Below are 25986 nucleotides of genomic sequence, written 5' to 3'. Positions count from 1 at the left end.
CCAGACGACTAGGAGAGACCGTGAGCACGGTCGTGTTCCGCAACAAGACCGGTGGTTCGGAGACCCTGTATGCAGTACCGGGCCAGAACCTCCTCGATGTCCTGCGCCTGCACGGCATTCCGGCCAACGCGGTGCTCTCGTACCGGAACGGAGCGGTGATCCCCGAATCGGCGGTCGTCGTCGAGGCCGACGAGGTCATCGAGGTCCGTCAGGTACGCCACTATGACCTCGACGTACTGCGCAAGCCCAAGGAGCACGTCTACGCCGCGCCGGACCCCGTGTACTCCAAGTCCGTCCTGTTCGACCACGGCGGGACCCTGGAACGCCGCACCGAACAGCTCACCGCCGAGACCTTCGTGCAGTACGTCGAGGAGACCTTCGTCCAGAGCATCACCTCCGGCGGGACGATGCGCGCCGGGGACCGAGCCGTCATCGGACTGTCGGGCGGCCGGGACAGCGTCGCCTATCTCAAGCTGCTCGAACGCACCCGGGGCCGCTGGCCCGAGATCGACATGACGGCCGTCACCATCACCGGGCTGCCCGACTGGGACGAGCCGGCGACCTTCCAGATCGCGCTGGACGCCTGCGAGGGTCTCGGCCTGGACCACACGATCGTGACCGCCGACGACGTGGCCGAACTGTTCAAGCTGCGCGAGCCGTTCGTCGACGTGATGAACAAGGTCGTCGCCGGCGAACACCGCAACATGAACATGGTGATCGGCCACCAGGTGCTGCGCCGCATGCTGGAGCAGGAGGCCGCACGTGCCGGCGCCTCGGTCGTGGCCTTCGGCTTCAACGCCGACGACCTGGTTGCCAGCATGGTCACCTGGTTCACCACCGGATACCGGATGGGCGGCGTCCCCGTCCGCGAGCTGGGCGATCTGCGGTACGTCTTCCCGCTCTACCGCATCACCAAGAAGGAACTGACCCTCTACCTCGAACTCGTCGCGCCGGAGCTCAACCGGCAGGGCGCCCCGGGCCGCTTCACCACCGGCTCCGACGAACGCTCCCTGGCCTACGCGATGGCCGACCACCTGTACGACCTGTGGCCGGGCATCGACTACTACCTGTTCAACGCCTTCGAGAACGTGCAGCGCAGTCTGCTGCCGGTGGTCGACGACGTGTGCCGGGTCTGCGAGGGCCGGTATCTCCTGATGGAGGGTGTGCCCAACCCGGCCGGACTGTGCGACGTGTGCGGCTTCCTCCTCCGGCAGGAGGCGCTGCGGGCGGACGCCCTGTGACCGATGACGCGAGCGGCGGTGCGCACCGCCCCTGGTACCGGGACTTCTTCGGCGAGGAGTTCTGGGCGGTGGCGGCCCACGAGTACACCCCCGAGCGCACCGCGGCGGAGGCCGACTACCTGGCCGCGGTCCTCGACGCCTCGGCCCCGGGCCGGCGCGTCCTCGACCTGGGCTGCGGCACGGGGCGCCATGCGGTCGCGTTGGCCGGGCGCGGGTTCCGTGTCACCGGGGTCGACGTCGGTGCGTGGGCGCTGCGGCAGGCCGCGGGGTCGGCGGCCGCGGCCGGGGTGGAGGCGCGGTGGCTGCACCTGGACCTGCTGCGTGAACCCGCCTGGCCGGTGGGGGAGTTCGACGCGCTCGTCTGCGTGCAGTCCTTCGGCTGGGGCAGTGATGCCCAGCAGCTGCGGCTGCTCCGAGAGGCCCGCCGCGCGCTCGTACCGGGCGGGCTCCTCGTACTCGACCATTCCAACGTCCTGACGATCGCGGGCCACTACGTGCCCGAGGCGACCTTCGAGACCGAGGGGTTGCGGGCCGTCTTCCGCCGGGACTACCGCGTGGTGAGCGGCCGCAGCGCCGGTTCGATCGAGGTCCGGCACGGTGACGCGGAGCCGGTCGTCGTCCATGACGACGTACGGCTCTACCAGCCCGCCGAGGTACGAGAACTGCTGATCCGCGCCGGTTTCGAGGTCGAGCGCGCCGACGCAGACTTCACCATCGGCCAAGAAGCCGCACTGACGACGCGATACGTGCAGTTCGTCGCCCGTAACCCCAGGGCCGGGGACACCACCGCGATCACGGCGTGGCAACGGCCCACCGCCGCAGGGCTCGTGGGCTCCGCGGCACCGGGACCGGCGGAACCGGCCGCCCTCGGGGATGTCCTGGACCTGCGCTGGTCGCCCGACGAGATCGACTTCGTACGGCCCGCGGTCGACCGTGCCCTGCGGGGGGTCACCCCCGACGCAGCGCGCGCCTACCACGTGATGGACCCCTATGCCGCCGCACAGGCCGCGCCGGTGCTGTCCGAGCACTTCGGCCTCGAACTGCCCCCGGACACGGTGACCGCCGGGACCGGCGCCACCGCTCTGCTGCACGCGTGCGCCGCACTGGCGCAGCCGGGCCCCGTGCTGCACCTGCGCGGCGGTCACCCGGACCTGCCACGATGGGCCGCGCGCTGGGGCAGTGAGGCGCTCGCGACCCGGATCGAGGACCTGGCGGCCGACCTCGACCAGCATGCTCCCTCGGTCCTCGTCCTCGACCGCCCGACGATCACGGGAGACCTGTACGGCAGAGCGGCGCTGGAGGAGATCGCCCAGGCCGCCCGCGCACGCGGCACGACGGTGGTCCTCGACGAGGCATACGCCGTCTACGCCGGGCCGTCCGCCAGCTGCGTACCCGCGGTCGCCGACCACGACAACCTGATCGTCGTGCGCAGCATGTCCAAGGGCTACTGCTGCGGCGGGCTCAGGGTCGGCTTCGCGGTCGCCGCGCCCGCGCTGACGCAACGACTGCGGGAAGCCCTGCCACCGCTGGGCGCGAACGGCTTCGGCCTGGCCGTCTCCCTCGGCCTGCTGGCGCAGGGAGACGTCTTCGCCGCGCTGCGGGCCAGGATCGCCGAGGTGAAGCCGCAGATGACGGCACTGCTGCGGGGGGCGGGGCTAGCGGTGACGCAGGGGGCTGTCTGTCTGCCATGGGTGACCGCACCGGCGGACGACTCGGCCAGGGCCCTGATCGAGAAACTGGGGCTGCAGGTCAAAGAGGTGGAGGGACAGGGGATGCGGGGCACGGGGACGAGGGTGGAGGGGCGCGCGCCGTCCGGTCCGGGGGCTGCGGACCGGGGGCTGTCGGACGCGGAGAGCGGCGGCAGGCTTTTCAAGATCACCGTCCCGCTGTCGAACGCCCGGCTGACGGCGTTCCGCGCGGCCTTCTCCCAGGGCGGATAGCGTGAGCGGCTTCGCAGGTGCGAGCGGCCCGGGCCTTTCGGACCGCCTCAGCGGCCCAAGTGGCCTGAGCGGCCTGGTCGGTGGCATCCACCAGAGAATCGACGCCGACGAAGCGATGGGCTGGGTCGCCCGGCTGGCCGAATGGGACCGTTACCAGGGATCGGCGGGCATCGCCGAGGCAGCCGACTTCGTCGCGGGCGAGGCCGAACGCGTGGGGCTGGCCGACGTCAAGGTGCTGAGCTTCCCGGCGGACGGCAGGACCGCGTGGTGGACGTACACGGCGCCCTCCTCCTGGACGCCGCGCGCCGCGCACCTCTCGCTCAACGGCCGTCCCCCGCTGGTCAGTTACCCCGCACAGCCCTACGCCATCGCGGCGAACTCGGTGGCCGTGGACGGCGAGGTGCCGCTCGCGCTGCCGCGGGATTCCGGCTGGCCGCCGGGCGCGCTGGTCCTCGTCGGGTCGGCGGCCGACCTCGGTCCCGGCCTGTTCGCCCGGATGCGGGCCGAGAAGGCGAGGGGGTTCTGTGTGACGACAGACCCCGACCGGCCCGGACAGGCGGGGCGGGTCGAACTGCCCGGCGACAGTTCCCTGTTCGGCTTCAGCGTGTTCCCGGCCCAGCTGGAGGAGCTGCTGCGTGCGCACCGGCGGGGGGAGCGGGCCCGGGTGGTCGTCGATGTCGACACGGGCCCCCGGCAGATGCCTGTCGTGGTCGCCCGCACCCCGTCGAGGTGTCCGCCGGCGGACGAGGCCGACGCATGTCTGCTCACCGCCCACCTGTGCCATCCGGCGCCCGGAGCCAACGACAACGCCTCGGGAGTCGCGGCGGCACTGGCAGCCGGACGCGTGCTGGCGGGACGCTCGCTGCGCCGACCCGTCCGGTTCGTGTGGGCACCCGAGTTCGTGGGCCTGGCCGCCTACGTCCACCAAGCGGTCGAAGAGGGCACCCGACCGCTCCCCGCGATGGCGGTCAACCTCGACATGGTGGGCGAAGACCAGCGCCGCTGCGGCGGCCCACTGATCGTGGAATACGGCCCGGAGTACCTCCCGCACTACGCCAACGCCCTGGTCGAAGCCTGTGTACGAGCCCTTCCACCCGCCGCGCGCTCCTACAGCGGAGCCGTCGGCTGCGACACCTGGGCCTGGCGCACGACACCGTTCGTCGGCGCATCCGACCACGCGATCCTCGCCGACCGAGCCATCGGCTGCCCCGCCGTACAACTGGGGCACTGGCCCGACCGCTTCAACCACTCCAGTGCCGACACACTCGACAAGGTCGATCCGCTGGAGCTGCGCAGGTCCGCCACGATCGCGGCGTCCGCGGCCGCCGTCGTGGCGACGGCCGACGGACGGGACGCCGACCGCATCACCCAGCTCCTGGCCCGCTGGACGGCCCGGCGGATGACCGCATGCCTGCCGTCCGCCGACGGGCCCCCCTCCGACGGGATGGCCGCCGCCCGTCTCACCCGGCGCTGGCACTACGGCCGGGACGCCCTGCACACCCTGCGCCCGCTCGGTGCGAGCCCCCGCCTGCTCGACCGACAGGCCGAATTCCTCGCCGGGCTGCACCGCACACTGTCGTCCGTCTGGGACGACGGCCTTACAGAACAGCCGCCACCGTCACCGCGCGGCCCGGGCCTGCGCAGGAACTGGCCCGGGCCCTTCAACCTCCGGGCCCTGATGGGAGCCATGGCACAGAAGGACAGCCAGTGGTTCCTGGAAGAGCTGACCGTGGACCGGGGCGGCTGCTATGCCGCCGCGATGGCCCTCGCGCAGAGCATCGACGGCAGCTCCGACGCGGCGGCCGTCATCCGCATCGCTGAGCTGGACTCCGGGATCCGCCCCACGACAGCAGACTTCGGGGAGCGATTCCTGGCAGCGATCGCCGGGGCAGGGTGGATCGAGGAAGCCGCGGCGGACAACGTGGCGGCGCCCGGGACCAGACGGCCACACGAAGGAGGCACGGCATGAGCGTGCCGCAAGTCCAGTTCGTCGAGTCCATCGACGACCTCGACACCGAGCAGTGGCAGCAGGTGGCTGCCTCGGCCGGCGCCCCCGTCCACTACTCCCCGGCGTATCTGCGGGCCTACCAGGACAGCCCGCTCAGCCCATACGCCGCCGTCCGCTATCTGACGGCCGTCGACGCCGGGCGGATCGTCGCCGTGCTGCCGTGCTACCTCGACAAGCAGGGCGACCCGTACGGCTTCCTGCGGACCGTCGGCATCCCAGAGGCGGACGGCACCGCGCTCCTCGGGCACAACTGGTACTGCTACGACACCTGTGTCCCCGTCCTCGCGACCAACACGGACCACCGCGACCGGGTGCTCGCGGCGATGCTGGACGCCCTGGTCGAACTGGGAGCCCGCGACAACGCGCGGGCCACGGGCCTCGTCAACGTCGCGGAGGGCGACCCGTTGCTCGGCGCCGCCCGGCGCATGGGGTGGCGGGTGGCCCCCATCGTCACCCGCTTTCAGCTCCCGCTGCAGGGCCTGGCGACCTACGACGACTATCTGGTAACACTGGGCCCGAAGACGCGCCGCACGATCCGCCAGTATCTGCGCCGCGCGGCCGACGCCGGTGTCACGACGTCCGTCGAAGCCCCCCGGCCGGACTTCCTGCGCACCGTGTGCGACCTGACCCGTCGCACGGCCGCCAAGTACGGCAGCGCGGACATGTATCCCGAGAACGCCTTCATCGACTTCGTCATGGCCCTGGGCGACCGCGCCCGCGTCGTGCGCGTCGATGCGCGCGAGCGGACGCTGGCGGCGGCGGTGGTCCTGCTGGACGACCTGCGCCTGCACATGTGGGTGGGTGGCACCAGCGATGCCACCGTCCACAGTTTCAGCCCCAACTACCTTCTGTGGGCCACCGAGATCCGCACTGCCATCGAGGCGGGCAAGCAGTGGGTTGAGGGTGGCCGGAGCAACCGCCCGATGAAGGAACGCCACGGCATGAAACCACTGCCGCTGTATGCCTGCGTCGCCCCCGGGTAACGAGCCCAGGGCCGGGCATGGACGAGCATCAGGTTCGGATCATCGAACGCGGATGAAACCGCCCCCGCGGCATGGGAAGACTGCATCTCGGAAGAGCCCTGCCGATCGTGCCTGATGTGGTCCTGGAGAAACCCCGTCATCGCAGGCCGCAAGGCATTTCTTCGTTTCTGGAAGAACCATCCACCCGCATCAAGCTGGTGGATCCGGGGTCAGCGCACCAAGCAAGGGGGGCTCTCACAGTACCTGGATCACCAGGGTCTCCCAGACGTCCAGAACTCCTGTCAACCTGGTTGAGCCGAAAGCGCCGACAACACTCCATGGACACGCACTGCAGCTGTACCCCCATCATTTCAATTCAGCTGCCCCGAATGCGCGACCATGCCGGCGATTTCTTCCACGAACGAAGGGACGGAGACCAATGGCGGACCACCAATTCACCACTCGCACAGGACTTTTCGATCTGAGCGGGAAGTACGCGCTTGTCACTGGCGGCACCAGGGGCATTGGGATGATGATAGCTCGCGGCCTTCTTCAGGCGGGCGCCCGCGTCGTCATCAGCTCACGCAAGGCAGACGCGTGCGCGGAGGCACAGCATCTCCTGTCCGAATTCGGCGACGTTCAAGCAATCCCCGCCGACCTGTCCAGGCACGACGAGTGTCAGCGCCTCGCTGATCTTGTCATGGCCGACTCGGAACGCCTGGACATCCTGGTCAACAATGCGGGAGCGATGCGGAGCGAGCCGCTGGAGACGTTCCCGGACGAGGCCTGGGACTCAGTGATCGACCTCAACCTCAAGTCGCCGTTCTGGCTGGTGCAGGCGCTGCTGCCCGCACTTCGCAAGGCGGGCACCGCCGATGACCCCGCGCGGATCATCAACATCGGCAGTATCGCCGCCATCCACGTCGCCCAGGCGCCCAACTACTCGTACGCCAGCAGCAAAGCGGCACTCCATCAACTCACCAGGGTGCTCGCCAGGGAGCTGGGCCCACAGCACGTAACGGTGAACGCGGTAGCACCGGGAGTGTTCCCGTCGCAGATGATGGGGGCCACGCTCGATGCCATCGGCGACACGATCGCGGCGGCGGCCCCTCTGCGCCGGCTCGGCCGCGACGACGACATGGCGGGCATCGCCGTGTTTCTCGCCAGCCGGGCCGGCTCCTACCTCACGGGCGCCATCATCCCGGTAGACGGCGGCACCGCGACGACCGCAACGGGTACCCCCTAAACTGCGGGACCGGCTTACGGTAAGGGGATGGCCACGATGGATCTACGCACCGAGATCCGGGAGTTTCTCAGCTCGCGTCGCGCCCGCATCGCACCCGAGCAGGCGGGCCTGCCCGCTTACGGCGGCAACCGTCGGGTCAAAGGTCTGCGCCGCGAGGAGGTAGCGCTACTGGCGGGCGTATCGGTCGACTACTACGTGCGCATGGAGCGCGGCAGCCTCTCCGGTGCTTCCGATGGCGTGCTCGACGCGTTGGCCTCTGCCTTGCAACTCGACGAGGCCGAGCGCGACCACCTGTTCCACCTCGCGCGCCAATCCAGGGCGCCCAGCGGCCCACGCCGGCGTAAGGCTGCCGCGACGGTGCGCTCGACGCTGCAGCAGGTGCTCGACGCGATCTCCGATGCGCCGGCCTGGATCGGTAACGGCCGTTATGACGTGCTCGCCATGAATCAACTCGCTCGCGCACTGTATTCACCGGTGCTGGCGGACCCGCGCAGGCCCGCGAACACAGCGCGGTTCGTCTATCTCAACCCCGAGGCGGCCGGAGATTTCTTTGTCGACTACGACCAAATTGTCGGTGACGTGGCCGCGAAGCTACGCATGGAAGCCGGCCGCAATCCGCACGACGAGGCGCTGATCGCCCTGGTCGGCGAACTGTCGACGTGCAGTGAGCTATTTCGGCAGCGGTGGGCATCTCGGGACGTGCGGCTGCACCGGTCCGGCCGTAAACGTATGCGCCATCCGATCGTGGGCCAGCTCGACTTGGACGTCGAGTCCCTGGAACTGCCCGCCGAACCCGGCCTGCGCCTCAACGTCTACACCGCACCCGAGGGCACACCGACCGCTGACAATTTGGCGCTCCTGGCTTCGTGGGCGGCCACCCAACAGACGCTGGCGACCGAGATCGAAGCACACAACGGATAGTCCAACCGTTCAGCCGTCATAGTCAGCGGACCGTGTGGACGAGCCTTGCCTTCTTGCTTCGGCGGATGCCCTGCTCGTGTACTGACCGGGTTCAACCAGTCGTAGCAACACTCCTGATCAAAGAGGTGTGTTGTGGGACGACCAGCGGGTTGGATGGCGGAGTTGACAGGGCGATCACCGATGAAGTCACCCGGTCGGCCCGCTTGCTCCCCGTGGAAGAACCATGGCTCACGAAGAGCGTGATCACAGCGAAAAGGACATTGGCGAGGTAAAGCGGGCACCGGTGCGCCTGCCTGGGGTCGCCGCTTCCCAAGGTGCTAAGCCCCGTGGTCCGGCTGTCTGCCGCCCAGATGCATTGGCCGGCACAACGAGCAGTCCTGCTCACTGATCCGGCGAATGCATCCAGGCGACCCACAGTCTGTCGGCCGTCCGGTTCATCGGTCGTCATACGCCGATACCGGACACCCTCCTCTCATCGACCGCCGGACGTCACAACCTCTCGGCCGGCGCGTCGGACGGTCAGCGCGTCAGGAGGTACGCGTCGATGATCGTCACCGTGTGTGTGTTCCCGCCCATGTCCGTCAGACGGGCTCGGAAGGAGACGGAACGGGCGTCCGCGGGGTGGGCCAGAGTCACCTGCCGCGTACTCTCGGAGGAACGCACGTCCGTCTTCCGCCAGGTTGCCCCCGCGTCGTACGAGACCTCGACCGAGAGCGCCTTCACTCCCCGCGTGGCCGCCGCGCCCTCGACGATGAGTGGCACCGTCAGACGGGTGCCCGCCTTCGCCGTGCCGGCCGACGTCAGTTCGGGAGCGAAGCGGACCGAGGACAGCGGCAGGACGGCTGCACGTGTGCCGGACACACGGCCGGAGACGAACGTCCAGGAGGCGCTGACCCGCGTGCTGACCCCGGAGACCTCCGTCGGCCGGGAGGAGTCCGTGGTGAGGCGGTAGGGCTGCCGTGCCGCGGGGAGTGTGGTCACGGACCGGCAGCGCAGGTACTTCGGCTCCAGTGCGGTCACTGTGCGGTACAGATAGGGGACACCGCCCGAGGTGAGTGTGGCCTTGGCCGTCTCGGTCACGGAGTCGCCGAGGTGGCCGGAGCCGTCGGCGAACTGCGGCAGACAGATCTTCAGGTCGTCACCGAGACGCGACACGCCTCCGCCGCCCGGCCCTTCGGCCAGGCTGGGCCCGAACACACCGGTGTTGAAGGTCTTCTCGGAGTAGTTCCGTCCGGCCCGGTACGTCCGGTCCACGCCGCTCAGGAACGTTTCGTGCCCGCCGCTCGCGCCCTTCTGTACGAAGTCGAAGCCCCAGGTGTAGTCCTTGGGCGCGGTGACGTAATGCCGCTGGCTGCCCGGGAGGGCGAAGCCGGTGGCGGCGACGCCGTAGGCCTCGCCGAGCGGTGTGCGCCAACTGGCCGTGACGCTGCCCGTCTTGCCCGCCGCGGGAGCGCCCGCGGCGATGTCCACGCGCGCGAGTTCGCTCGTACTCGCCGTGTGCGAGAAGCCGTCCTAGAACGAGCCGGATCTGGTGTACAGCAGGTCGTACGCGGTGTCGGTGCCCTTGCTGTAGGTGGCGCCGACCTGGGCCTCGAAACCGTCGGCGGGTGACGCCGGGGCGCCGGAAGACTGGGCGATCCTGAGCCGCGAGAAGTCACTCCCGGTCAGAATGCCCGCGGCGAGTTCCGACCCGGCCGCGCGCATTATGTACGAGGCGTAGGCGCCGTTGGACGTGGCATCAGGATCCGGTGGGGTGAGCGACACCGGCTTGGCCTCACGGGCGTCCAGGACCGTGCGGGTGTCCGCGGTCAGCGACAGCCGCGGCTGCGTCAGTTCCGCCGTCCCCGCGGCCCCACCACTCCAGGTGGTGACCAGGGCGAAGACGTTGTACGCCCCCTTCGGCGCGCGGAACCGCACGACGCCGTCGCTGGTCTGCGCGTTCCACAGCAGGGCCGGGCTGTCCAGGCCGTAGAGAATGATGAACGGGAAGAACGCCTGGTCCCCGTTGCCGTCGAGGACGTTCATCGTCAGGTCGTACGACTCCACCTCGGGGTCGGCCGCCAGGGCGGTGCGTACGCTCTGGCCGCCGCCGGTGGCGACCAGAGCGCCCGAGTAGTCGCCTCCCGCCGGTACGGTGCGGGCGTCGGCGGTCACGTCCACGGAGGCGGTGCCGCCCGCGGGCACGGTGACGCGCTTCGTCGAAACGGTGAACAGCCCCCGGGGAGCGGACTTTCCGGCGGCGTCGGTCGCCTGGACGGCCAGGCTGAGGGTGACCGCCGAGGTGCCGGTGTTGCGGTACGTGATCTTCTTGGCCAGCGGGGTGTCGTCGGTGTGCGGCCACTGCTGTGCACCGAAGCCGACGGACGACGCCTCACTGCTCACCGTCTGTCTGACGGCCCTCGCGACGTCCACCCGTCCGGTGCCCTGCTGCTGCACGGTCAGGCCTGCCGTGGGCTTGGTGGAGGAGACGAGGGCCTGCTTGAGCTGCTGCCCGGTCCAGTCGGGGTGCCGCTGGGCGAGGATGGCCGCTGCGCCCGCGACATGCGGGGTGGCCATCGAGGTGCCGTTGAGGGAGACGTATCCGTCGCCCGCGGGGGTGCCTATCGTGCCCTCGGCCGCCTTGGCGGCGACGATGAACCGGCCCGGCGCGGTGAGGTCGGGCTTCAGGGAGCCGTCCTTGGTGGGGCCTACGCTGGAGAAGGTGGCGATCCGGTTCTGCTTGTCCACCGCGCCGACGGTGAGTGCGGCGGCCGCGCTGCCGGGAGAGCCGATGGTGCCGGCGAGGGGCCCCTCGTTGCCGGCGGCTATCACGAACAGTGTTCTGCTCTTGGCGGACAGGGTGTTGACGGCCTCCTCCAGCGGGTCGATGCCCGCGCTGTCGGTGCCGCCCAGGGAGAGGTTGACAACGTTGGCATTCTGGTCGACGGCCCACTGCATACCGGCGATGATGTCCGACTCGTAGCCGGATCCCATGTCGTTGAGGACCTTGCCGTCGAGGATCTTCGCGCCGGGGGCGACACCCTTGTAGCGGCCACCGGACTTGGCGCCGGAACCGGCCGCGATGGAGGCGACATGGGTGCCGTGGCCGACCCGGTCCACGTTGTCCGGCGAGGAGCCGAAGTTCTTCTCGGTGATCTCCCGGTCGGCCAGATCCGGGTGGGTCTGGTCAACGCCCGTGTCCAGTACGGCGATGGTGACGCCCTTGCCGTCGTAGCCGGAGGCCCATGCCGTGGGCGCGCCGATCTGCGGCACGCTCTGGTCCAGGCTCGCCGTCCGGGCGGCGTCCAGCCACACCTTTTCGATGCCGGAGGCGACCTGGGTGGCATCCGCCCGGGCACCCGTACTGGCGTCTGTGAGCGCGTCCCACACCTGTGCGGCGTCGGACCTATTCACCTTGACCGCCTGGCCGTTGATCACCGGCAGGTTTCGCTCGACCTCCGCGTCGGCGGCGACGAGTTCCCGTTTCGCCGATGCCGCACCGGCCGTACGGTAGGTCACGATCAGCGGCGTCGAGTCCCGCTGTGTGTCGTCGATGTCCGCGGCGAGCAGTTCCGTCACATCGAACAGCCGTCGGTCCACGGTGCCCTCGGCCAGCGGCCGCACCGCGTCCTCAGGGATCACGTAACTGCGGTCCTGGTAGCGGTGGACGGAGATCGCGATGTCCTCGCGTCCCTCACCCGCCCGGACTCCGATGACGCGGCCGGTGCCGTCGGTGGTCACCGTGTCTCCGGTGATCAGGGTGACGGTGCGGCCGCCACTCTGCGCCGTACTTCCTGCCGGTGCGGCCTCCGCCGCTGCCGACAGGCCGGGTCTGATCCCGGGCGCCATGCCCAGGGTGAGCGCGGTGGCAATCGCCACTGCCCCCGAACGCATCCATAAGCTCATGCAAACCCCTTTGTTGTCAGGTGAGTTGGGTGGTATTCGGGTGCTGCCATCGTGGCGGCGGCCCCATGATCCCCATTGCGGTACCTCCGCACAAGGCCGTCCCTCTTGAGCACTGTCCCGCAATGATCAAGAAGCCCCCGCTCGCCGACACAAGGCTGTGAGAGGAGACCGTGCGTCGCACCGAGCGGGCATGAAGTTCGTTCGCTGAGCTCGGAAAAACCTTTGGACCCGTTGGCGGGGGCGCGTCATAGGGTTCGGGGCGCGGAGGCGCGGTCGGCGAAAGGGGAACGGTGGATGACGGGACTTTACGAGATCTGGCAGCGGGCAGAGGTGTCGCGCAGGCTCGACGTGTTATCGGGGTTCATCGCGATGTGCGTGGCGGGGGACGGCGACGCGCGACGCCGTCTCGCCCAGCTGGTTGCTGGCGCGGACGCGGCTTTCTCAGCCTCGCCCCCGGATTTGGTGGTCGCCTCCGAGTACCTGGACGAACTCGGCTGCTGGGCTGACACGGAGTGGGCAGATCACCCCTGTCGTCCCGTGGAAGCCCGGCCTGACGAGGCGGACCGGCAGACGCGCGACTACGCCAAGGACCTCCGGCACGCCGCACTCCCGGTCGGCGTTCGAGACGAGATGGGTCGCATCGAACTCAGTCTCGAGGTGCGGTTCCTGGCCTTGTGCCGGCAACCAGGACTGGGCTGTCACATCCGACAGGACCTCTTCTATGTCGCCGGGCGTGCCGCGATGGCCCTCGACCTCGGGCACTTGGAAGCGGCGGAGCGGGAGATCCGGCGCATGGAACAGGTGGGTTCCGTGGAGCCACGGCAGAGCCGCTGCTGCTGACTCACGGCTTTCCGAGGCCCGCAGATGTAGAACGATCCCTTCACCTGGCTGGTGTGATCACGGCGTCGGAACCGCATGGGACAGTCGTCCCGGAGGCCCTGTCGGTCCCTCCCCGTGGCCGGGAAAATCGGGGCAGGTGAAGGGTTCCGCCTTCGGTAGGGACTCCGGACTGTTCCGGGTCGTCCGTCGTCACCGTCGCCGTCGGTGAATTCGTCACGAGTGTGACCAATCCATGTGGCCTGCGGGAACGGATTACGCCCGGACATGTCCCGACGGTGGAGGCCCCTCGGTGAAAGAAGCAGTACATATCGGCAGAAACCCCTCTAGGGGGCCTGATCTGCAGGAACTCGTGGGGCAGGTGGCCCTGGGGGACGAGGCGGCGTTCGCTCGCGTGTACGACCATGTGGCGGGCCCGGTGCTCGGTGTGGTGCGTGCGGTGCTGCGGGATCACGCGCAGTCGGAGGAGGTGACGCAGGAGGTCCTGGTGGAGGTGTGGCGGACGGCTCCCCGCTACCGGCCCGATCGCGGGAGCGCGGTGAACTGGATCCTCACGCTGGCGCACCGCCGGGCGGTGGACCGGGTGCGTTCGGTGGACGCCGCGATGGCCCGGGACCACAAGGCCGCGCTGCTCGACCAGGTTCCCGAGTACGACGAGGTGGCCGAGCATGTCGAGGCGAGCCTGGAGCGGGAACAGGTGCGGCGCTGTCTGCGCACGCTGACCGAGCTCCAGCGCCAGTCGGTCACGCTCGCCTACTACCGGGGGCTGACCTACCGCGAGGTTGCCGAGGCGCTGGGGCTCCCGCTGGGGACCGTGAAGACCCGACTGCGCGACGGACTGATCCGGCTGCGCGACTGCCTGGGGGTGACCGCGTGAGGACCATCGACCTGCACCGGCTGACAGGCGCGTACGCCCTGCACGCCCTGTCGGACGAGGAGAACGCTTCGTTCGAACGGCACCTGGCGGGCTGCGAGCCGTGCGCGCAGGAATCGGCCGAGTTGGGCGCGACGGCCGCGCGTCTGGGACTGGCCGTGGCCACGGCTGCGGCTCCGGCACTGCGCGAGCAGGTGCTGCACCGGATCACCACCGTCCGCCAGGAGGCGCCCGGCACGCCCGCCCGGGTCCTTGCGGTACGTGCCGGGCTGAGGGCTCGGCTGCTGTCCCGGTGGGCGCTCGCCGCCTGCCTCGCGGCGGCCGCGGCGCTCGGCGGGACAACCCTGTGGCAGCACCAGCGAGCCGAGGAGGCCGGTGCCCAGGCACGTCAGGTTTCCCGGACGTCCGATGAGATCGCCGCGGTACTGGCGGCGCCGGACGCCAGGACCCGTGCCGCCGGCCTGGCCGGCGGTGCCACCGGTGCGGTCGTCGTCTCCCGCAGCCGGGACAGGGCCGTGTTCGTCGTCTCGGGGATGGACCGTCCGCCCTCCGGGAGGGTCTACCAGCTGTGGTTCGACGACGGCGGGACCATGCGGTCGGCCGGGCTGATGGACCCGGACCGCGGTGACCAGGCCGTCCTGATGCGGGGCGACGTCGACGGGGCGTCGGGCATGGGTGTCACCGTCGAACCCAGCGGCGGCTCACAACAGCCCACCACCACGCCGATCGCCCTGATGGCCCTTCCTGGCTGACGGCGAGGGGCAGTGCTCTACGGCACAGGGGTGCATGGCATGACGTGAAGTCGCAGCATGTGCCGGCGGGTGGTCGGACGTCATGACGGCCGGTGTTCTGCCTCGGCAGTTGGTACCCGTCGTCGCTGCCGGGACGGCAGAGCACCGGTGTCGGGTCTCGGGGAGCATGTCCGGCTGCGCCGGGCGTGGCGGCTCACCGGGGAGCGGATCGTCGCGGCGCCGTTGATGGCGACCGAACCTGCGCCCCGCAGGGGACCGGCCTCAGAGGAGCCCGGTGATCGTCACGGTGACCCGGGGCGGAAACGCGGCGGGGGCCAGGACATCCAGGCGATGCCCGACGGCGTCGCGGACAGCGCGGGCCACGTCCACGGTCCGCCCCTGCCGGAGCGCCACGACGTGGATCTCGACGTGCCAGGGCCCCTCGCTGTCCGGGCGGGTCATCCGGACCCCGGCAGGGTGCGGCGCGGGGCGGGCCGGCGTGGTGCGGGCCAGCGTCGTGCGCAGCCGGTCGGCCAGACCGGGCCGTAGGAAGGCGACCCCCGGTACCTCTGTCACGGCGCCGGCGACCTCCTCGGCCAGCGTGCGGTGCGGGGTCCTCGCGGTGTGCTCGGTCATGGCGTAGGGCCTTCCCGGTCGTCGTCGGCTGCTGGGTGGGCCAGGTCGGTGACTTGGATGTGCACGGCCGTTATGACCATGCCCAGGGCGCGGTGGGCGGCCCGCCGCACCTGTTCCCGCACCTGCGCGGTGAGGTCGGGCAGGGGGACGCCGGGCGGGGCGTGGATGTCGAGGCGGACCTCGACCGTGCCGTCCTCGTGGACGTCGAGAAGGCGGCAGGATCCGGCGCGGACGCCCGGGACCGTTTCCGCCGCGGTGCGCAGGGCGCGGGCTGCGACCGCTTCCATGATCCACAGGTCCTCGGCGGGTTCGCCGAGCGGCAGGGGGCGGCCCGGCCGCAGTTCGAGGCGGACCACGTCCATGATCCGCCGGGTCAGCGGCTCGGTGTCGTAGGAGCCGGTGTCCGCCGTCTCGGTGCGCAGCCCGCGTACCGCGGACTCCAGTTCGTCGAGCCCGCGCACCGCCTTTCGGCAGTGCGGGCAGGTTCGCGGGTGGGTATTGTCCGACTGGTCCTCCCAGTCGGCCCAGGCTCGGGACAGCAGCCGTCCGCACGGCAGGAGTTCGTCGCCGTCCTCGTGGGTGGACGTGCCGTGCGGTGGGTCGGTCCGGTCGGTCATCGCCAGGCCCCCAGTGCTTGTGTCAGACAACGGCGGGCACGAAAGACCCGGGCCCTCACGGCCTCCTGGCTGATGCCGACCGCGTCCGCGACGAACTCGTAGGAGCGGCCGTCCAGTTCCCGCAGCACCCAGCAGGCGCGCTGTTCGGCCGAGAGCAGGTCGAGGGCTCCGCGCAGTTCACGTACCGCGTCGCGGCCCTCGGTGATCCGGGCCGGGGACGTGCTGTGCTCGGCTGCGGGCACGTCTCCGACCGCCTCCAGTGGGGCTGTGGGCCTGCGGGAGCGCAGCACGTTCAGGCAGCGGTTGGTGACGATCCGGTATATCCAGGTGCCGAAGGAGGAGCGCCCCTGGAACTCGGGCAGCCGCCGCCAGGCGCTGAGGAAGGCGTCCTGGACCGCGTCCTCGGCCTCGGTCCGGGTGCCGAGCAGTCGGGTGGCGAGGCGGGTGAGCGACGGCGCGTGCCGTTGCACGAGCACGGCGAAGGCGTCCTCGTCACCCTCCGCGGCACGGACCGTCAGCAGGGCGTCGTCCGTGTCGAGCCGGGTGTTCGGTGGTGCGCTGTCGGGTGGTGCGCTCGGTGTGCGGGCCCCCGCCACTGGGCGGCTCCTCTCGTCCGGTCTTTCGAAAGCCGGTCTTTCCAAGGCCGGTGTTCCGAAGGTTGGACACCGCGGCGCGGTCTCCGTTACGCGGGACTTCGGGCCGAGAGGGCCCGACGGATGCCGACGACCGCCGTCACAGTCGACGACCGGTGAAATGAAAAGACGTTTTACAGGTGATCCGTAGCCGAAGGCGGGCGCGGATTGGTGGGAAAAGAAAATTCATCCGATCGTGGGTGAGACCAATCCGGCGGGAGTTCAGGACCGGATTCCCCACGTGACCGAGAACGAGAAGAATCCCCGCCGCCGGCCCGGTCCGGTGCGGCTGCTGCTGGGCGCGCTCAGCGGTGCGCTGGCCGGGTGTGCCGCGCTTGCGGTCGCCGAGGCCGTGGCGGGCGCGGTCCGCCCGCAGGCCGGTCCCGTCGTCGCCGTCGGCGGCGCCGCGATCGACCGCACGCCCGCCGCGGTCAAGGACTGGGCGATCCGGAATTTCGGCGCCGACGACAAATTGGTTCTCCAGCTTGGAATTCTCGCGGTCCTTGCGCTTTTCGCGGTATCCCTGGGAATCGCCGGACTGTGGTTTCGCCGTACGGCCGCGGCCGGTGTGCTGCTGTTCGGGGCCGTGGGGGCGCTCGCGGCGACCGGAAGACCCGACTCGGCCGGTGTCACGGACGCGCTGCCCTCAGCGGCGGGGGCCGTCGCCGCAGCCGTGCTCCTGTATGTGCTCACGGGCCGCCTCGAACCCCGCACGGAACCCCACGCGCCCCCGACGGTCCCGCCCGGAGGCGACTGGGACCGCCGCGGCTTCGTGATCGCGGCCAGCACCGCGGCCGTGGCGTCGGCGGGCGCCGGGCTGCTGGGCCGTGCCCTGGCCGGAGCCGGCGGCCGGGACGCGGTCGCCTCCCGGCGCAACGTGGTGCTGCCCGCGCCCGCATCCCCCGCCCCCGCCGTGCCGAAGGGCGCGGGACCGCGGCTGCCCGGCCTCAGCCCGTTCGTCACGCCCAACGCGGACTTCTACCGCGTCGACACCGCCCTCGTGGTGCCCAGGGTGGACGCGACGACCTGGAAGCTGCGGATCCACGGCAAGGGAGTCAGCCGTCCGGTCACGCTCTCATACGACGATCTCCTGGGCCGTGACCTGGTCGAGCGGGACATCACGCTGACCTGTGTCTCCAACGAGGTCGGCGGCCCCTACGTCGGCAACGCCCGCTGGATCGGCGTACGGCTGGCCGATCTGCTGGCCGAGTGCGGGGTCAAGCCGCCCTCGAAGGGCGGGCCCGCCGACCAGTTGGTCGCCCGCTCGGTGGACGGCATGACGATCGGCAGCCCGGTCGAGGACGTGATGGACGGCCGCGACGCCCTCCTCGCCCTCGGCATGAACGGCGAACCCCTGCCCTTCACCCACGGCTTCCCGGTCCGCATGGTGGTGCCCGGCCTGTACGGCTTCGTCTCCGCCTGCAAGTGGATCAAGGACATCGAGCTCACCACGTTCGACTCCTACGACCCCTACTGGGTCAAGCGCGGATGGGCCCGCACGGCGCCCGTCAAGACGCAGTCGCGCATCGACACGCCCAAGCCGTTCGCACGGCCCACGGCGGGCACCGTGATGGTCGCCGGCGTCGCCTGGGCCCAGCACCGCGGCATCGACACAGTCGAGGTCCGCGTGGACGACGGCCCCTGGCAGCAAGCCCGGCTCGCCACCGAGGACTCCCGCGACACCTGGCGCCAGTGGACCTTCCCCTGGCAGGCCACCAAGGGCGGCCACACCCTCACCGTGCGCGCCACCGACCGCACCGGCGCGGTGCAGACCGAGAAACGCACCCGCACCATCCCCGACGGCGCCAGTGGATGGCACTCCGTTGTCGTGACCGTCGACTGACCCCCCAAGCCACCGTTCCCTTTCCCCATGAAGGCAGCTCAGGCTGCGTCAACCAACAGGAGAAACACCATGAACACCCGTATCCGCCGTACCGCCGTGACCCTGGCCGCCGCGGCCGTCCTGCCCCTGGCCCTGAGCGCCTGCTCCGACAGCGGCTCCGACTCGACCACGTCGGACTCCTCGTCGAAGGCGTCGGCGTCCGCCTCCGCGTCGGACGACAGCATGACCGGCTCCGACAGCAGCACCGCCATGGACAAGCCGTTCGGTTCGGCTTGTTCGGCGGTGCCCACGAGCGGTGCCGGTTCCTTCGACGGCATGGCCCAGGACCCGGTCGCCACCGCCGCCTCCAACAACCCGGCACTGTCCACGCTGGTCGCCGCGGTGAAGAAGGCCGGGCTGGTCGACACTCTCAACAACGCCCAGAACATCACCGTGTTCGCGCCGACCAACGACGCCTTCGCGAAGATTCCCAAGGCCACCCTGGACAAGGTCCTGAACGACAAGGCACAGCTGACGAAGATCCTCACCTACCACGTGGTGGGCCAGAAGCTCACGCCGAAGGACCTGGAGAAGGGCTCCTTCGACACCCTGGAGAAGGCGAAGCTCACCACCTCCGGTTCCGGCCAGTCCTACACCGTCAACGACTCCGCCAAGGTGGTCTGCGGCAACGTCCAGACCGCCAACGCCACCGTCTACATCATCGACAGCGTCCTGATGCCCACCAGCTGACGCCGCGTCATCCGCGGGGTGCCACACGCGTGGCGCCCCGCGGATTGGTTTCCGGCCCCGCGTCACAGACGCGTCCGGGCCGGGTCTGACGAACTGAGAGCCCATCGAGAACGAAGCCGAGAGGAACCCGCATTGACGCTCCCCTCCCTGAAGGGAGGGGATTCCTACGGCTCGCGCCGTGAGGGTTCCTGTTTCTTCGCCGACTGCCCGTCCGGAGAACTCCGTTGAGGTCTTACACCGGCTCCACAGGCCGACACCGCCCGTCCGGCGGCCAGCAGGTTCTTCGCTGCGTTCACGTCCCGGTCGTGGGTCGTGCCGCAGTCGCACGTCCACGTGCGGATGTGCAGCGGCATCTTCTCCTTAAGGGTGCCGCAGGTGGAGCACAGCTTGGACGAGGGGAACCACCGGTCCACAGCGATCACTTCCCGCCCGTACCAGGCGGCCTTGTACTCCAGCAGGTTCCGGAACTGCGACCACGCGGCATCGCTGATGGCGCGGGACAGGCTCCGGTTCTTGACCATGGTGCGCACGGTCAGGTCCTCGATCACGATCGTTTGGTTCTCACGAACGAGACGAGTAGTCAGTTTGTGCAGCCCGTCACGACGCCGGTCGGCGATACGGGCATGGATCTTGGCGACCTTCCGGCGGGCCTTGGCCCGGTTCGCCGAGCCCTTGGCCTTCTTCGCCATGCGTCGCTGGGCCAGGGCAAGACGGGCGCGGTCGGTGCGCTCGTGCCGGGGGTTGGCAATCTTCTCCCCGGTGGACAGGGTCAGCAGATGGTCCAGGCCGACATCCACGCCCACGGCGTTGCCGGCGGCGGGGAGCGGTTTCACGGACGGGTCCTCGCACAGCATCGACACGAACCAGCGTCCGGCCGCGTCCTGCGAGACGGTCACCGTGGACGGCTTCGCGCCCTGGGGCAGAGGCCGGGACCAGACGATGTCCAGGTGTCCGCGCATCTTGGCCAGAGTCAGCGCGCCGTCACGGAAACGGAAACCGCTGGTGGTGTATTCGGCGGACCTGCGGGACTTCTTCCTCGACTTGAAGCGCGGGTACTTCGCACGCTTGCCGAAGAAGCTGGTGAACGCAACCTGGAGGTGCCGAAGGCACTGCTGGAGCGGAACGGACGAGACCTCGTTGAGAAACGCCAGCTCCTCAGTCTTCTTCCACGCCGTCAGCATCGCCGAGGTGGCGTTGTAGTTCACCCGCTCCTGCCGCGTCCACGCCTCGGTGCGGGCGGCGAGCGCCAGGTTGTAGACCTTGCGGACGCAGCCGAACGTGCGCGACAGCTCAGCCGCCTGCTCGTCCGTGGGATAGAAGCGGCACTTAAATGCCCGCTTCACACACGTCGTGGTCACGCTCGCAAACTAGTGCCAGGACAGGCGAAGTTCACACCTGCGGGTCAGAGCACGGTCTTTCGCTCTGACGGCGAAACCCCGCACCCTGCCCTGCCCCGCAGGGGCTTCGTTTCCTCCCCCACCTAAAGGCGAGGGTATCTACGAAAGGACTCTGATGACGGATCGTGCAGGCGTACAGGGCGGCGTTCACCAGCGCGCTCCCAGCGCAGCGGCGGCCTCGACGCCCGACCGGCAGCCGTCCTCGTGGAACCCCCACCCGTGATAGGCACCCGCGAACACGCAGACATCACCGGCCAGCTCGTGCAGCCGCCCCTGGGCGGCTACCGACTCCGGGGTGTACACGGGGTGTTCGTAGACCATGCGGGCCAGCACCCGGCCGGGATCGACGCGGTCCTCGCCGCCGAGGGTGACGACGAACGCCTCGGCTGCGTCGAGACGTTGCAGCCGGTTCATGTCGTAGCTGACCCGCACCCGGTCGGCGCCCGCCGTGCAGGACGGCATGAGGTAGTTCCAGGAGGCACGGGCTCCTCGGGCGCGGGGCAGCAGTCGGGTGTCGGTGTGCAGGAGGGTGGTGTTGCGCGAGTAGCGAAAAGCGCCGAGCACCTCCCGCTCCCGGTCGGTCGGATCGGCGAGCAGGCGCAGCGCCTGATCCGGATGGACCGCAACGACCACCGAGTCGTACGACTCCGTGGTGCCGTCGGCCGCGGTCACCTCGGCAGCGCCGGCGTGGCGGCGCACGGCCCGTACGGGGGTGCCGGTGCGGATCTCACCGATGTGCTCGGCGACCCGGTCGACGTACGCGCGGGAACCGCCGGTGACCGTGCGCCACACCGGCGAGCCGCCGACCGACAGCATCCCGTGGTGCTCCAGGAAGCGGAACAGATAGGAAGCCGGGTAGCGCTGAGCGGTGCCGGCGTCGCAGGACCACACCGCCGACACCACAGGTGTCATGAAGTGGGCGCGGAAATAGGCAGAGAAGCCCTCCCGGTCCAGGAACTCGCCCAGCGTCAGGCCCTGCTCGCCGCCGTAGGCCAGCAACCGCCTTGCCGCCCGGTGGAATGCAGGCACCTCCACCAGCAGCCGCAGATACGACCCGCGCAGGAGTGCCCGGGGCCGGGCGAGCAGTCCGGCGGGGCCGCGTGCACCGGCGTACTCCAGGCCGCAGCCCTCGCACCGCACCGACATGCTCATCTCCGACTCCTGCGTGGTGACGCCGAGTTCGTCGAAGAGCCGCAGCAGGTTCGGGTAGGTGCGGTGGTTGTGCACGATGAACCCGGAGTCCACGCGGTGCACCCGCCCGTCGTACGACGACGTCAGCTCATGCGTGTGTGCGTGCCCACCGAGCCGGTCATCGGCCTCGTAGAGCACGACGTGTCGCGTCCGGCCCAGAATGTACGCGGCGGTCAGCCCCGCGACACCGGAGCCCACCACGGCCGTCCGCCTCATCCACTTTCCTCCCGCGCTCGCGATCAGGTCCGCGCGTAATCCGGAACAGGTCGCGCCGCGGATTGGCGAATGGGCGGATCAGATATCGAGGAGCCTCACGGGCACAGTCGGCGAGCCGCGGGGCGGGGGCGTAGGACTCGATCACCCGGTACCAAGTCTGATGAGCCGTGGCGGGCGCTGTCCCGTCCGGCGGCGCGGCCCGACATCCACGGGGCGGTCATCTCCCGCACCCGCATCAACCTGCACCGGAAGATCGTCAAGCATGCGGCGTTCACCGGTCAGTACCCGATAGCGGTCATGTCCAACTGCGTCGTCTAGCTTGACTCTGTCGGGGATCTTGGAGATGCCGGTCAGGTTCCCAGGGTTCGCCAAGACTTCAGCCGGGGTATCTCGCGTTGGTCGAGGTAGTGCTGGAAGGCAGTCGGTCGACGGGACGTGGGTGCTTCTTCGGCCGGTGGCAGTCCGCTGAGGCGCTCGATGTTGACGGCAATGGCCGTCAGAACGTGCTGAATGTGGGCCTTTCCCTGTCCTCGGTAGCGGCAGCGCCGCATGCCGTGTCCGTGGGCGAACTCGTTGACCGTGCCCTCCACTCCCGAGCGGACCGCATAGCGGGTCTTCCACTCGGGCGTCTGTTGCTCCGCGCGGACGCGAAGTTGCAGGTCACGGAGTTCTCGCGGGGGAAAGCCCACGGTTCGGGCACTGTCGGCGGTGGAGGTGCACTGGGTGCGGGCCGGGCAGGGACGGCACTGACTCTTGGTGAACCTGGCCACGATCAGCGGGGCCGCGGTGGGTGACGAGGTTGGGTAGGGGCCGTGCCAGCCCGCACTGACCTGCCCCTGGGGGCACGTGACCTGCTGACGGTCGTAGTCGATGTGGAAGTCGTCCCGGGCGAAGCCCTCGTTCTGCCGGTGTTGGCGGGTGGGGTTGCTCCGCAGCGGCCCGGAGACCGTGACCTGGTGTTCACGGGTGGCTTGTTCGAGGTGGGGCAGGGACGTGTAGCCGGCGTCGACCAGATGCTCGGCGGGCAGCAGCCCGCGCCGCGCCAGACGGGTGTGGATGCCGGGCAGGACCTGACTGTCGTGGGTGGTGGCCGCGGTGGTGGCCACGTCCGTGATCACGTTGGGGCCGTCGGGAGCACAGGTCTCCGTCAGATGAGCGGCGAACCCTTTCCAGCTGATGATGTGCCCGTGCCTCGCATAGCGGGCCGAGGTGTCGTAGGGCGAGACGACTGCCCGGGACGAGGGCGGCAGCCCGGGTCCGCCTTCCTTCTCGGCGGTGCGCCAGCGTAGCCGGCCTGCCTGGTCACGGTGGTAGTTCTGCACCATGATCTGGCGCAGGGCCTGGACGCGAGGGCCGGACGGGCGGCCTGCTCCGTGCCGGTAGAGGTGTTCCAGGAGCCGGACGGCATCGTTCCCGGTGGCCAGGATCCTGGTCGTGGGCTTGGTGGGGTTCTTGCCCAGGCGGACCGGCCGACCGTAGCGGCGGCCCCACTCCTCATCGACCAGCTCGTCCAGCAGGTGAGGGGACATACCAGCGACTTCTTCGAGTGCGGCGCGGACCGCCTCGGTGACCAACTCCAGGCGGGTCAGGTCGCGCACCGCAGCCAGGACGTGGGTGGAGTCGGTGCGCTGCGTGGTGCGCTCGCGCACCAGTCCGGCCTCCGTGAGGCGGGCCAGCGCGAGGTCGAGGAGGCGGTCAGCGCGATCGCCTTCGGCGAGACGGTCGCGGAAGTCGGCCAGCACGCTGTGGTGGAACCCGGGATCGTCCAGTTCCATCGCCATGGCGTACTTGAAGTCGATGCGACAGCGGACCGCCTCGGCGGCCTGCCGGTCCGACAGGCCGAGCAGGAACTGCAGCACACAGACGGTGGCCAGTTGAGCAGGCGAGAGCCCCGGGCGCCCATCCCGCGGGTACCAGTCGGCGAAGTCCTCGTCGCACCACAGCCCATCGAGGCGATCGCGTACCCATATCGCCGTCGTACCGCCCGGGTTGCTCGCCCGCGCGATCTGCGCGGTCAGAGAAGGGACTTGCTCACCGGAACGGGGGCGAAGGGACAACGGGCACCTCGACAACTGCATCGGTCGGCGGAACCACCCGAGCATGCCCGTTGATCATGCTGCCGCACCGAGGAACTCCAAGATCCCCGACAGAGTCAAGCTAGTAGGACTCCGTCAGGTTCCCTGACTGCGTGGAGAGTTGGCGATCAGACCGGTAAGGGCTAGTAGCAGAGCAGGCACGGGTTTTCGTGAGCGCTGTGGTGTCGAAACCAGATGATCACAGGGATGTCCCGTGCCTGCTGTTGCGTCTTTCCTCTTCCCCGCCGTGCTGGAGAAGACGAGCAGGGACCCAGGTCAGCAGACCTCGTGCAGCGCCGGGAGCACGCCACCGTCCGGGACAGCAGCATGAGCTTGATGCGTGTACTCCAAGCGGGCGGTTTCCAGCAGGCGTTGCCACGAGATAACGGTCGGCCTGCGGCGCAGGAGCGCCCGTCGCTCACGTTCGGTCATGCCGCCCCAGACGCCGTGTTCGATGCGCTGATCCAGGGCGTAGGCCAGGCATTCGGTGCGCACGGGGCAGCCGGTACATACGGCTTTCGCCAGGTTTTGCGCAGCTCCCTCGACGAACAGTTCGTCTGGGTCGGTGCTCTTGCACAGCCCGCGGTCACCCCAGTCGGTATCCGTTATCACCTCGGTACCGTCCCCTCCCCGAATCGGCCAGCGCTACGCCCGGCTATGCGGCAGGCATGTGACAGTACGCGAGTGGGGTGCTGGGCGTTCAGCAGCGGAAGAACGCCCAACTCCTTCGAGTGACGCGGGCTTGCCACAGGGCGAGCACGGGCTGTAGGGGCGCCCCGACGGGAACCTCGAGGGCGGCCCTCAGGCTCTCGCCGATGAAATCCAGGCGGTTGAGATTCCTCATCGCGGCGAGGGGCTGAACCCTTGATCTTGGATGTCCGTCAAAGCGGATCAAGCCCAGTGCGCTGTTGGGCAGCAGGCCCGCGAAGGTCTGGGTGGCGAGGGTGGACGAGGCGCGGCCCGCTCCCAGGTAGAGCTTGGGCCGCCTTCAGCAGCCCCTTCGGGGTGCCTGGTTCAGATGGGACCCAGTCCCGTCGGCGCCGTGCGGAACGTACGCCGGTAGGCCAGCGGGGACACCCCGATCGCCGCGTGCAGATGCTGCCGCAGCGAGGCCCCCGTCGCGAAGCCCACCTCGCCCGCGATCCGGTCCACGGACAGATCGCTGGACTCGAGCAACTGCCGTGCCCGGTGGACCCGTTGCTGGATGAGCCAGCGCCCGGGGCTGGTGCCGGTCTCCTCCTGGAAGCGGCGAGCGAAGGTCCGTGCGCTCATCCGCGCGTGCCCGGCCAGATCCGCGAGCGTCAGCGGCTGGTCGAGGCGCTCCAGGGCCCACTGCCGGCTCGCCGCCGTTCCCGCCGAGGACAGGTCGGGGACGGGCTGCTCGATGTACTGGGCCTGTCCGCCCTCCCGCCACGGCGGTACGACACAGCGCCGCGCCACCCGGTTGGCGAGCTCGCTGCCGTGGTCCTTGCGTACGAGATGGAGGCAGACGTCCAGTCCGGACGCGGCTCCGGCCGAGGTGAGGATGTCGCCGTCGTCCACGAACAGCACCTCGGCGTCCAGCGCGACCCCCGGGAAGAGCCGGCGGAAGGTGTCGGCCAACACCCAGTGCGTGGTCGCCGGCCGCCCGTCGAGCAACCCGGCCGCCGCGAGCAGGAAGGCGCCCGTGCAGATGGACACGATCCGCGTACCCGGCCGGATCCGGGCGAGTGCGGTCGCCATCGGTTCCGTCAGCCGGTCCGAGACAAGGGCGTGGTCGAACGGCGGGATGACCACCGTGTCGGCGGTCTCCAGCGCCTCGGGGCCGTGCTCGACGGCCACCGTGAAGTCCGCACTGGTGCGTACCGGGCGCCCGTCGACGGTGCAGGTGCGCACGTCGTACCGCCCGTCAGCGTCGGCGAAGACCCTGTTCGGGATGCCGAGTTCGAAGGGGTAGACGCCTTCGAGTGCCAGCACGGCCACGCTATGGGGGCGGTGTCCCAGAAGCTGGACCGGATGACTCCCA

21 protein-coding genes are annotated in these 25986 nt (G+C 69.8%); 11 read left to right on the top strand and 10 right to left on the bottom strand.

The genetic code is table 11. The features are described from left to right. The first annotated feature begins 20 nt into the window (after positions 1 to 20). The 6 genes from OHT57_RS01790 (at position 21) to OHT57_RS01765 (ending at position 8318) form a co-directional block, all read left to right on the top strand. Positions 21 to 1241 (top strand): hypothetical protein, encoded by a 1221-nt coding sequence (locus OHT57_RS01790; protein WP_328744033.1) that lies wholly within the window; start codon positions 21 to 23, stop codon positions 1239 to 1241. Then, positions 1238 to 3181, top strand: coding sequence for an aminotransferase class I/II-fold pyridoxal phosphate-dependent enzyme (locus OHT57_RS01785; protein ID WP_328744032.1), 1944 nt, complete (start codon positions 1238 to 1240; stop codon positions 3179 to 3181). Before OHT57_RS01790 ends, OHT57_RS01785 begins: the two co-directional genes overlap by 4 nt. Before the next feature lies 1 nt (position 3182). Then, positions 3183 to 5150 (top strand): DUF4910 domain-containing protein, encoded by a 1968-nt coding sequence (locus OHT57_RS01780; RefSeq protein ID WP_328744031.1) that lies wholly within the window; start codon positions 3183 to 3185, stop codon positions 5148 to 5150. Continuing rightward, positions 5147 to 6172, top strand: a complete 1026-nt coding sequence (locus tag OHT57_RS01775) for a GNAT family N-acetyltransferase (RefSeq protein WP_328744030.1) — start codon at positions 5147 to 5149, stop codon at positions 6170 to 6172. Before OHT57_RS01780 ends, OHT57_RS01775 begins: the two co-directional genes overlap by 4 nt. 418 nt (positions 6173 to 6590) lie before the next feature. Continuing rightward, entirely contained in the window at positions 6591 to 7397 is an 807-nt protein-coding gene (locus tag OHT57_RS01770; protein WP_328744029.1) for an SDR family oxidoreductase, read from the top strand. A 27-nt stretch (positions 7398 to 7424) separates the two neighbouring features. Then, entirely contained in the window at positions 7425 to 8318 is an 894-nt protein-coding gene (locus OHT57_RS01765; RefSeq protein WP_443053411.1) for a helix-turn-helix transcriptional regulator, read from the top strand. A gap of 519 nt (positions 8319 to 8837) precedes the next feature. On the opposite strand, the gene OHT57_RS01760 is transcribed toward OHT57_RS01765, so the two are convergent. Both OHT57_RS01760 and OHT57_RS01755 read right to left on the bottom strand, forming a co-directional pair. After that, a complete protein-coding gene (locus OHT57_RS01760) occupies positions 8838 to 9788 on the bottom strand; it encodes a hypothetical protein (protein ID WP_328744028.1) in 951 nt (316 codons plus the stop codon). A 42-nt stretch (positions 9789 to 9830) separates the two neighbouring features. Beyond that, a complete protein-coding gene (locus OHT57_RS01755) occupies positions 9831 to 12191 on the bottom strand; it encodes a S8 family peptidase (RefSeq protein ID WP_328744026.1) in 2361 nt (786 codons plus the stop codon). A gap of 306 nt (positions 12192 to 12497) precedes the next feature. Here OHT57_RS01755 and OHT57_RS01750 point away from each other — a divergent pair, with 306 nt between their 5' ends. From OHT57_RS01750 to OHT57_RS01740, 3 genes are all read left to right on the top strand, one after another. After that, positions 12498 to 13043, top strand: coding sequence for a hypothetical protein (locus OHT57_RS01750; RefSeq protein ID WP_328744024.1), 546 nt, complete (start codon positions 12498 to 12500; stop codon positions 13041 to 13043). Between the two features lie 289 nt (positions 13044 to 13332). After that, positions 13333 to 13917: a sigma-70 family RNA polymerase sigma factor gene (locus OHT57_RS01745; RefSeq protein WP_328744023.1), complete on the top strand. Its 585-nt coding sequence runs from the start codon at positions 13333 to 13335 to the stop codon at positions 13915 to 13917. Then, a complete protein-coding gene (locus tag OHT57_RS01740) occupies positions 13914 to 14666 on the top strand; it encodes an anti-sigma factor (RefSeq protein WP_328744022.1) in 753 nt (250 codons plus the stop codon). Before OHT57_RS01745 ends, OHT57_RS01740 begins: the two co-directional genes overlap by 4 nt. A gap of 261 nt (positions 14667 to 14927) precedes the next feature. Here the strand turns inward: OHT57_RS01740 and OHT57_RS01735 are convergent, their stop codons facing one another. Genes OHT57_RS01735 through OHT57_RS01725 form a run of 3 tightly spaced genes read right to left on the bottom strand, consistent with a single transcriptional unit; the run spans position 14928 to position 16494 of the window. Beyond that, entirely contained in the window at positions 14928 to 15281 is a 354-nt protein-coding gene (locus tag OHT57_RS01735) for a hypothetical protein (protein ID WP_328744021.1), read from the bottom strand. Beyond that, the gene (locus OHT57_RS01730) at positions 15278 to 15898 is read right to left on the bottom strand and encodes an Asp23/Gls24 family envelope stress response protein (RefSeq protein ID WP_328744020.1); all 621 of its coding nucleotides are present in this window, start codon (positions 15896 to 15898) and stop codon (positions 15278 to 15280) included. Before OHT57_RS01730 ends, OHT57_RS01735 begins: the two co-directional genes overlap by 4 nt. After that, positions 15895 to 16494, bottom strand: a complete 600-nt coding sequence (locus OHT57_RS01725; protein WP_328744019.1) for an RNA polymerase sigma factor — start codon at positions 16492 to 16494, stop codon at positions 15895 to 15897. The genes OHT57_RS01730 and OHT57_RS01725 overlap by 4 nt, the downstream gene beginning before the upstream one ends. A gap of 277 nt (positions 16495 to 16771) precedes the next feature. Here OHT57_RS01725 and OHT57_RS01720 point away from each other — a divergent pair, with 277 nt between their 5' ends. Together OHT57_RS01720 and OHT57_RS01715 are read left to right on the top strand one after the other, a co-directional pair. Continuing rightward, on the top strand, positions 16772 to 18373 hold the full coding sequence (locus OHT57_RS01720) for a molybdopterin-dependent oxidoreductase (RefSeq protein ID WP_328744018.1): 1602 nt from the start codon (positions 16772 to 16774) through the stop codon (positions 18371 to 18373). 69 nt (positions 18374 to 18442) lie between these two features. Beyond that, on the top strand, positions 18443 to 19102 hold the full coding sequence (locus OHT57_RS01715; protein WP_328744017.1) for a fasciclin domain-containing protein: 660 nt from the start codon (positions 18443 to 18445) through the stop codon (positions 19100 to 19102). Positions 19103 to 19266: 164 nt separating this feature from the next. On the opposite strand, the gene OHT57_RS01710 is transcribed toward OHT57_RS01715, so the two are convergent. From OHT57_RS01710 to OHT57_RS01690, 5 genes are all read right to left on the bottom strand, one after another. Then, positions 19267 to 20460: an RNA-guided endonuclease InsQ/TnpB family protein gene (locus tag OHT57_RS01710; RefSeq protein ID WP_328744016.1), complete on the bottom strand. Its 1194-nt coding sequence runs from the start codon at positions 20458 to 20460 to the stop codon at positions 19267 to 19269. Between the two features lie 186 nt (positions 20461 to 20646). Then, a complete protein-coding gene (locus tag OHT57_RS01705) occupies positions 20647 to 21906 on the bottom strand; it encodes an NAD(P)/FAD-dependent oxidoreductase (RefSeq protein WP_328744015.1) in 1260 nt (419 codons plus the stop codon). A gap of 350 nt (positions 21907 to 22256) precedes the next feature. Continuing rightward, on the bottom strand, positions 22257 to 23963 hold the full coding sequence (locus OHT57_RS01700) for an IS1182 family transposase (RefSeq protein WP_328744014.1): 1707 nt from the start codon (positions 23961 to 23963) through the stop codon (positions 22257 to 22259). A gap of 294 nt (positions 23964 to 24257) precedes the next feature. Then, the gene (locus tag OHT57_RS01695; RefSeq protein WP_443053410.1) at positions 24258 to 24593 is read right to left on the bottom strand and encodes a WhiB family transcriptional regulator; all 336 of its coding nucleotides are present in this window, start codon (positions 24591 to 24593) and stop codon (positions 24258 to 24260) included. A gap of 402 nt (positions 24594 to 24995) precedes the next feature. Beyond that, complete coding sequence (locus OHT57_RS01690) at positions 24996 to 25943, bottom strand: GlxA family transcriptional regulator (RefSeq protein ID WP_328744013.1); 948 nt, start codon at positions 25941 to 25943, stop codon at positions 24996 to 24998. Positions 25944 to 25986 lie beyond the last annotated feature (43 nt).

The organism is Streptomyces sp. NBC_00285, assembly GCF_036174265.1.
In the GTDB taxonomy this organism is placed as follows: Bacteria; Actinomycetota; Actinomycetes; order Streptomycetales; family Streptomycetaceae; genus Streptomyces.
The sequence above is the reverse complement of the archived record's forward strand: the minus strand, read 5'-3'. Positions and strand labels throughout refer to the sequence as shown.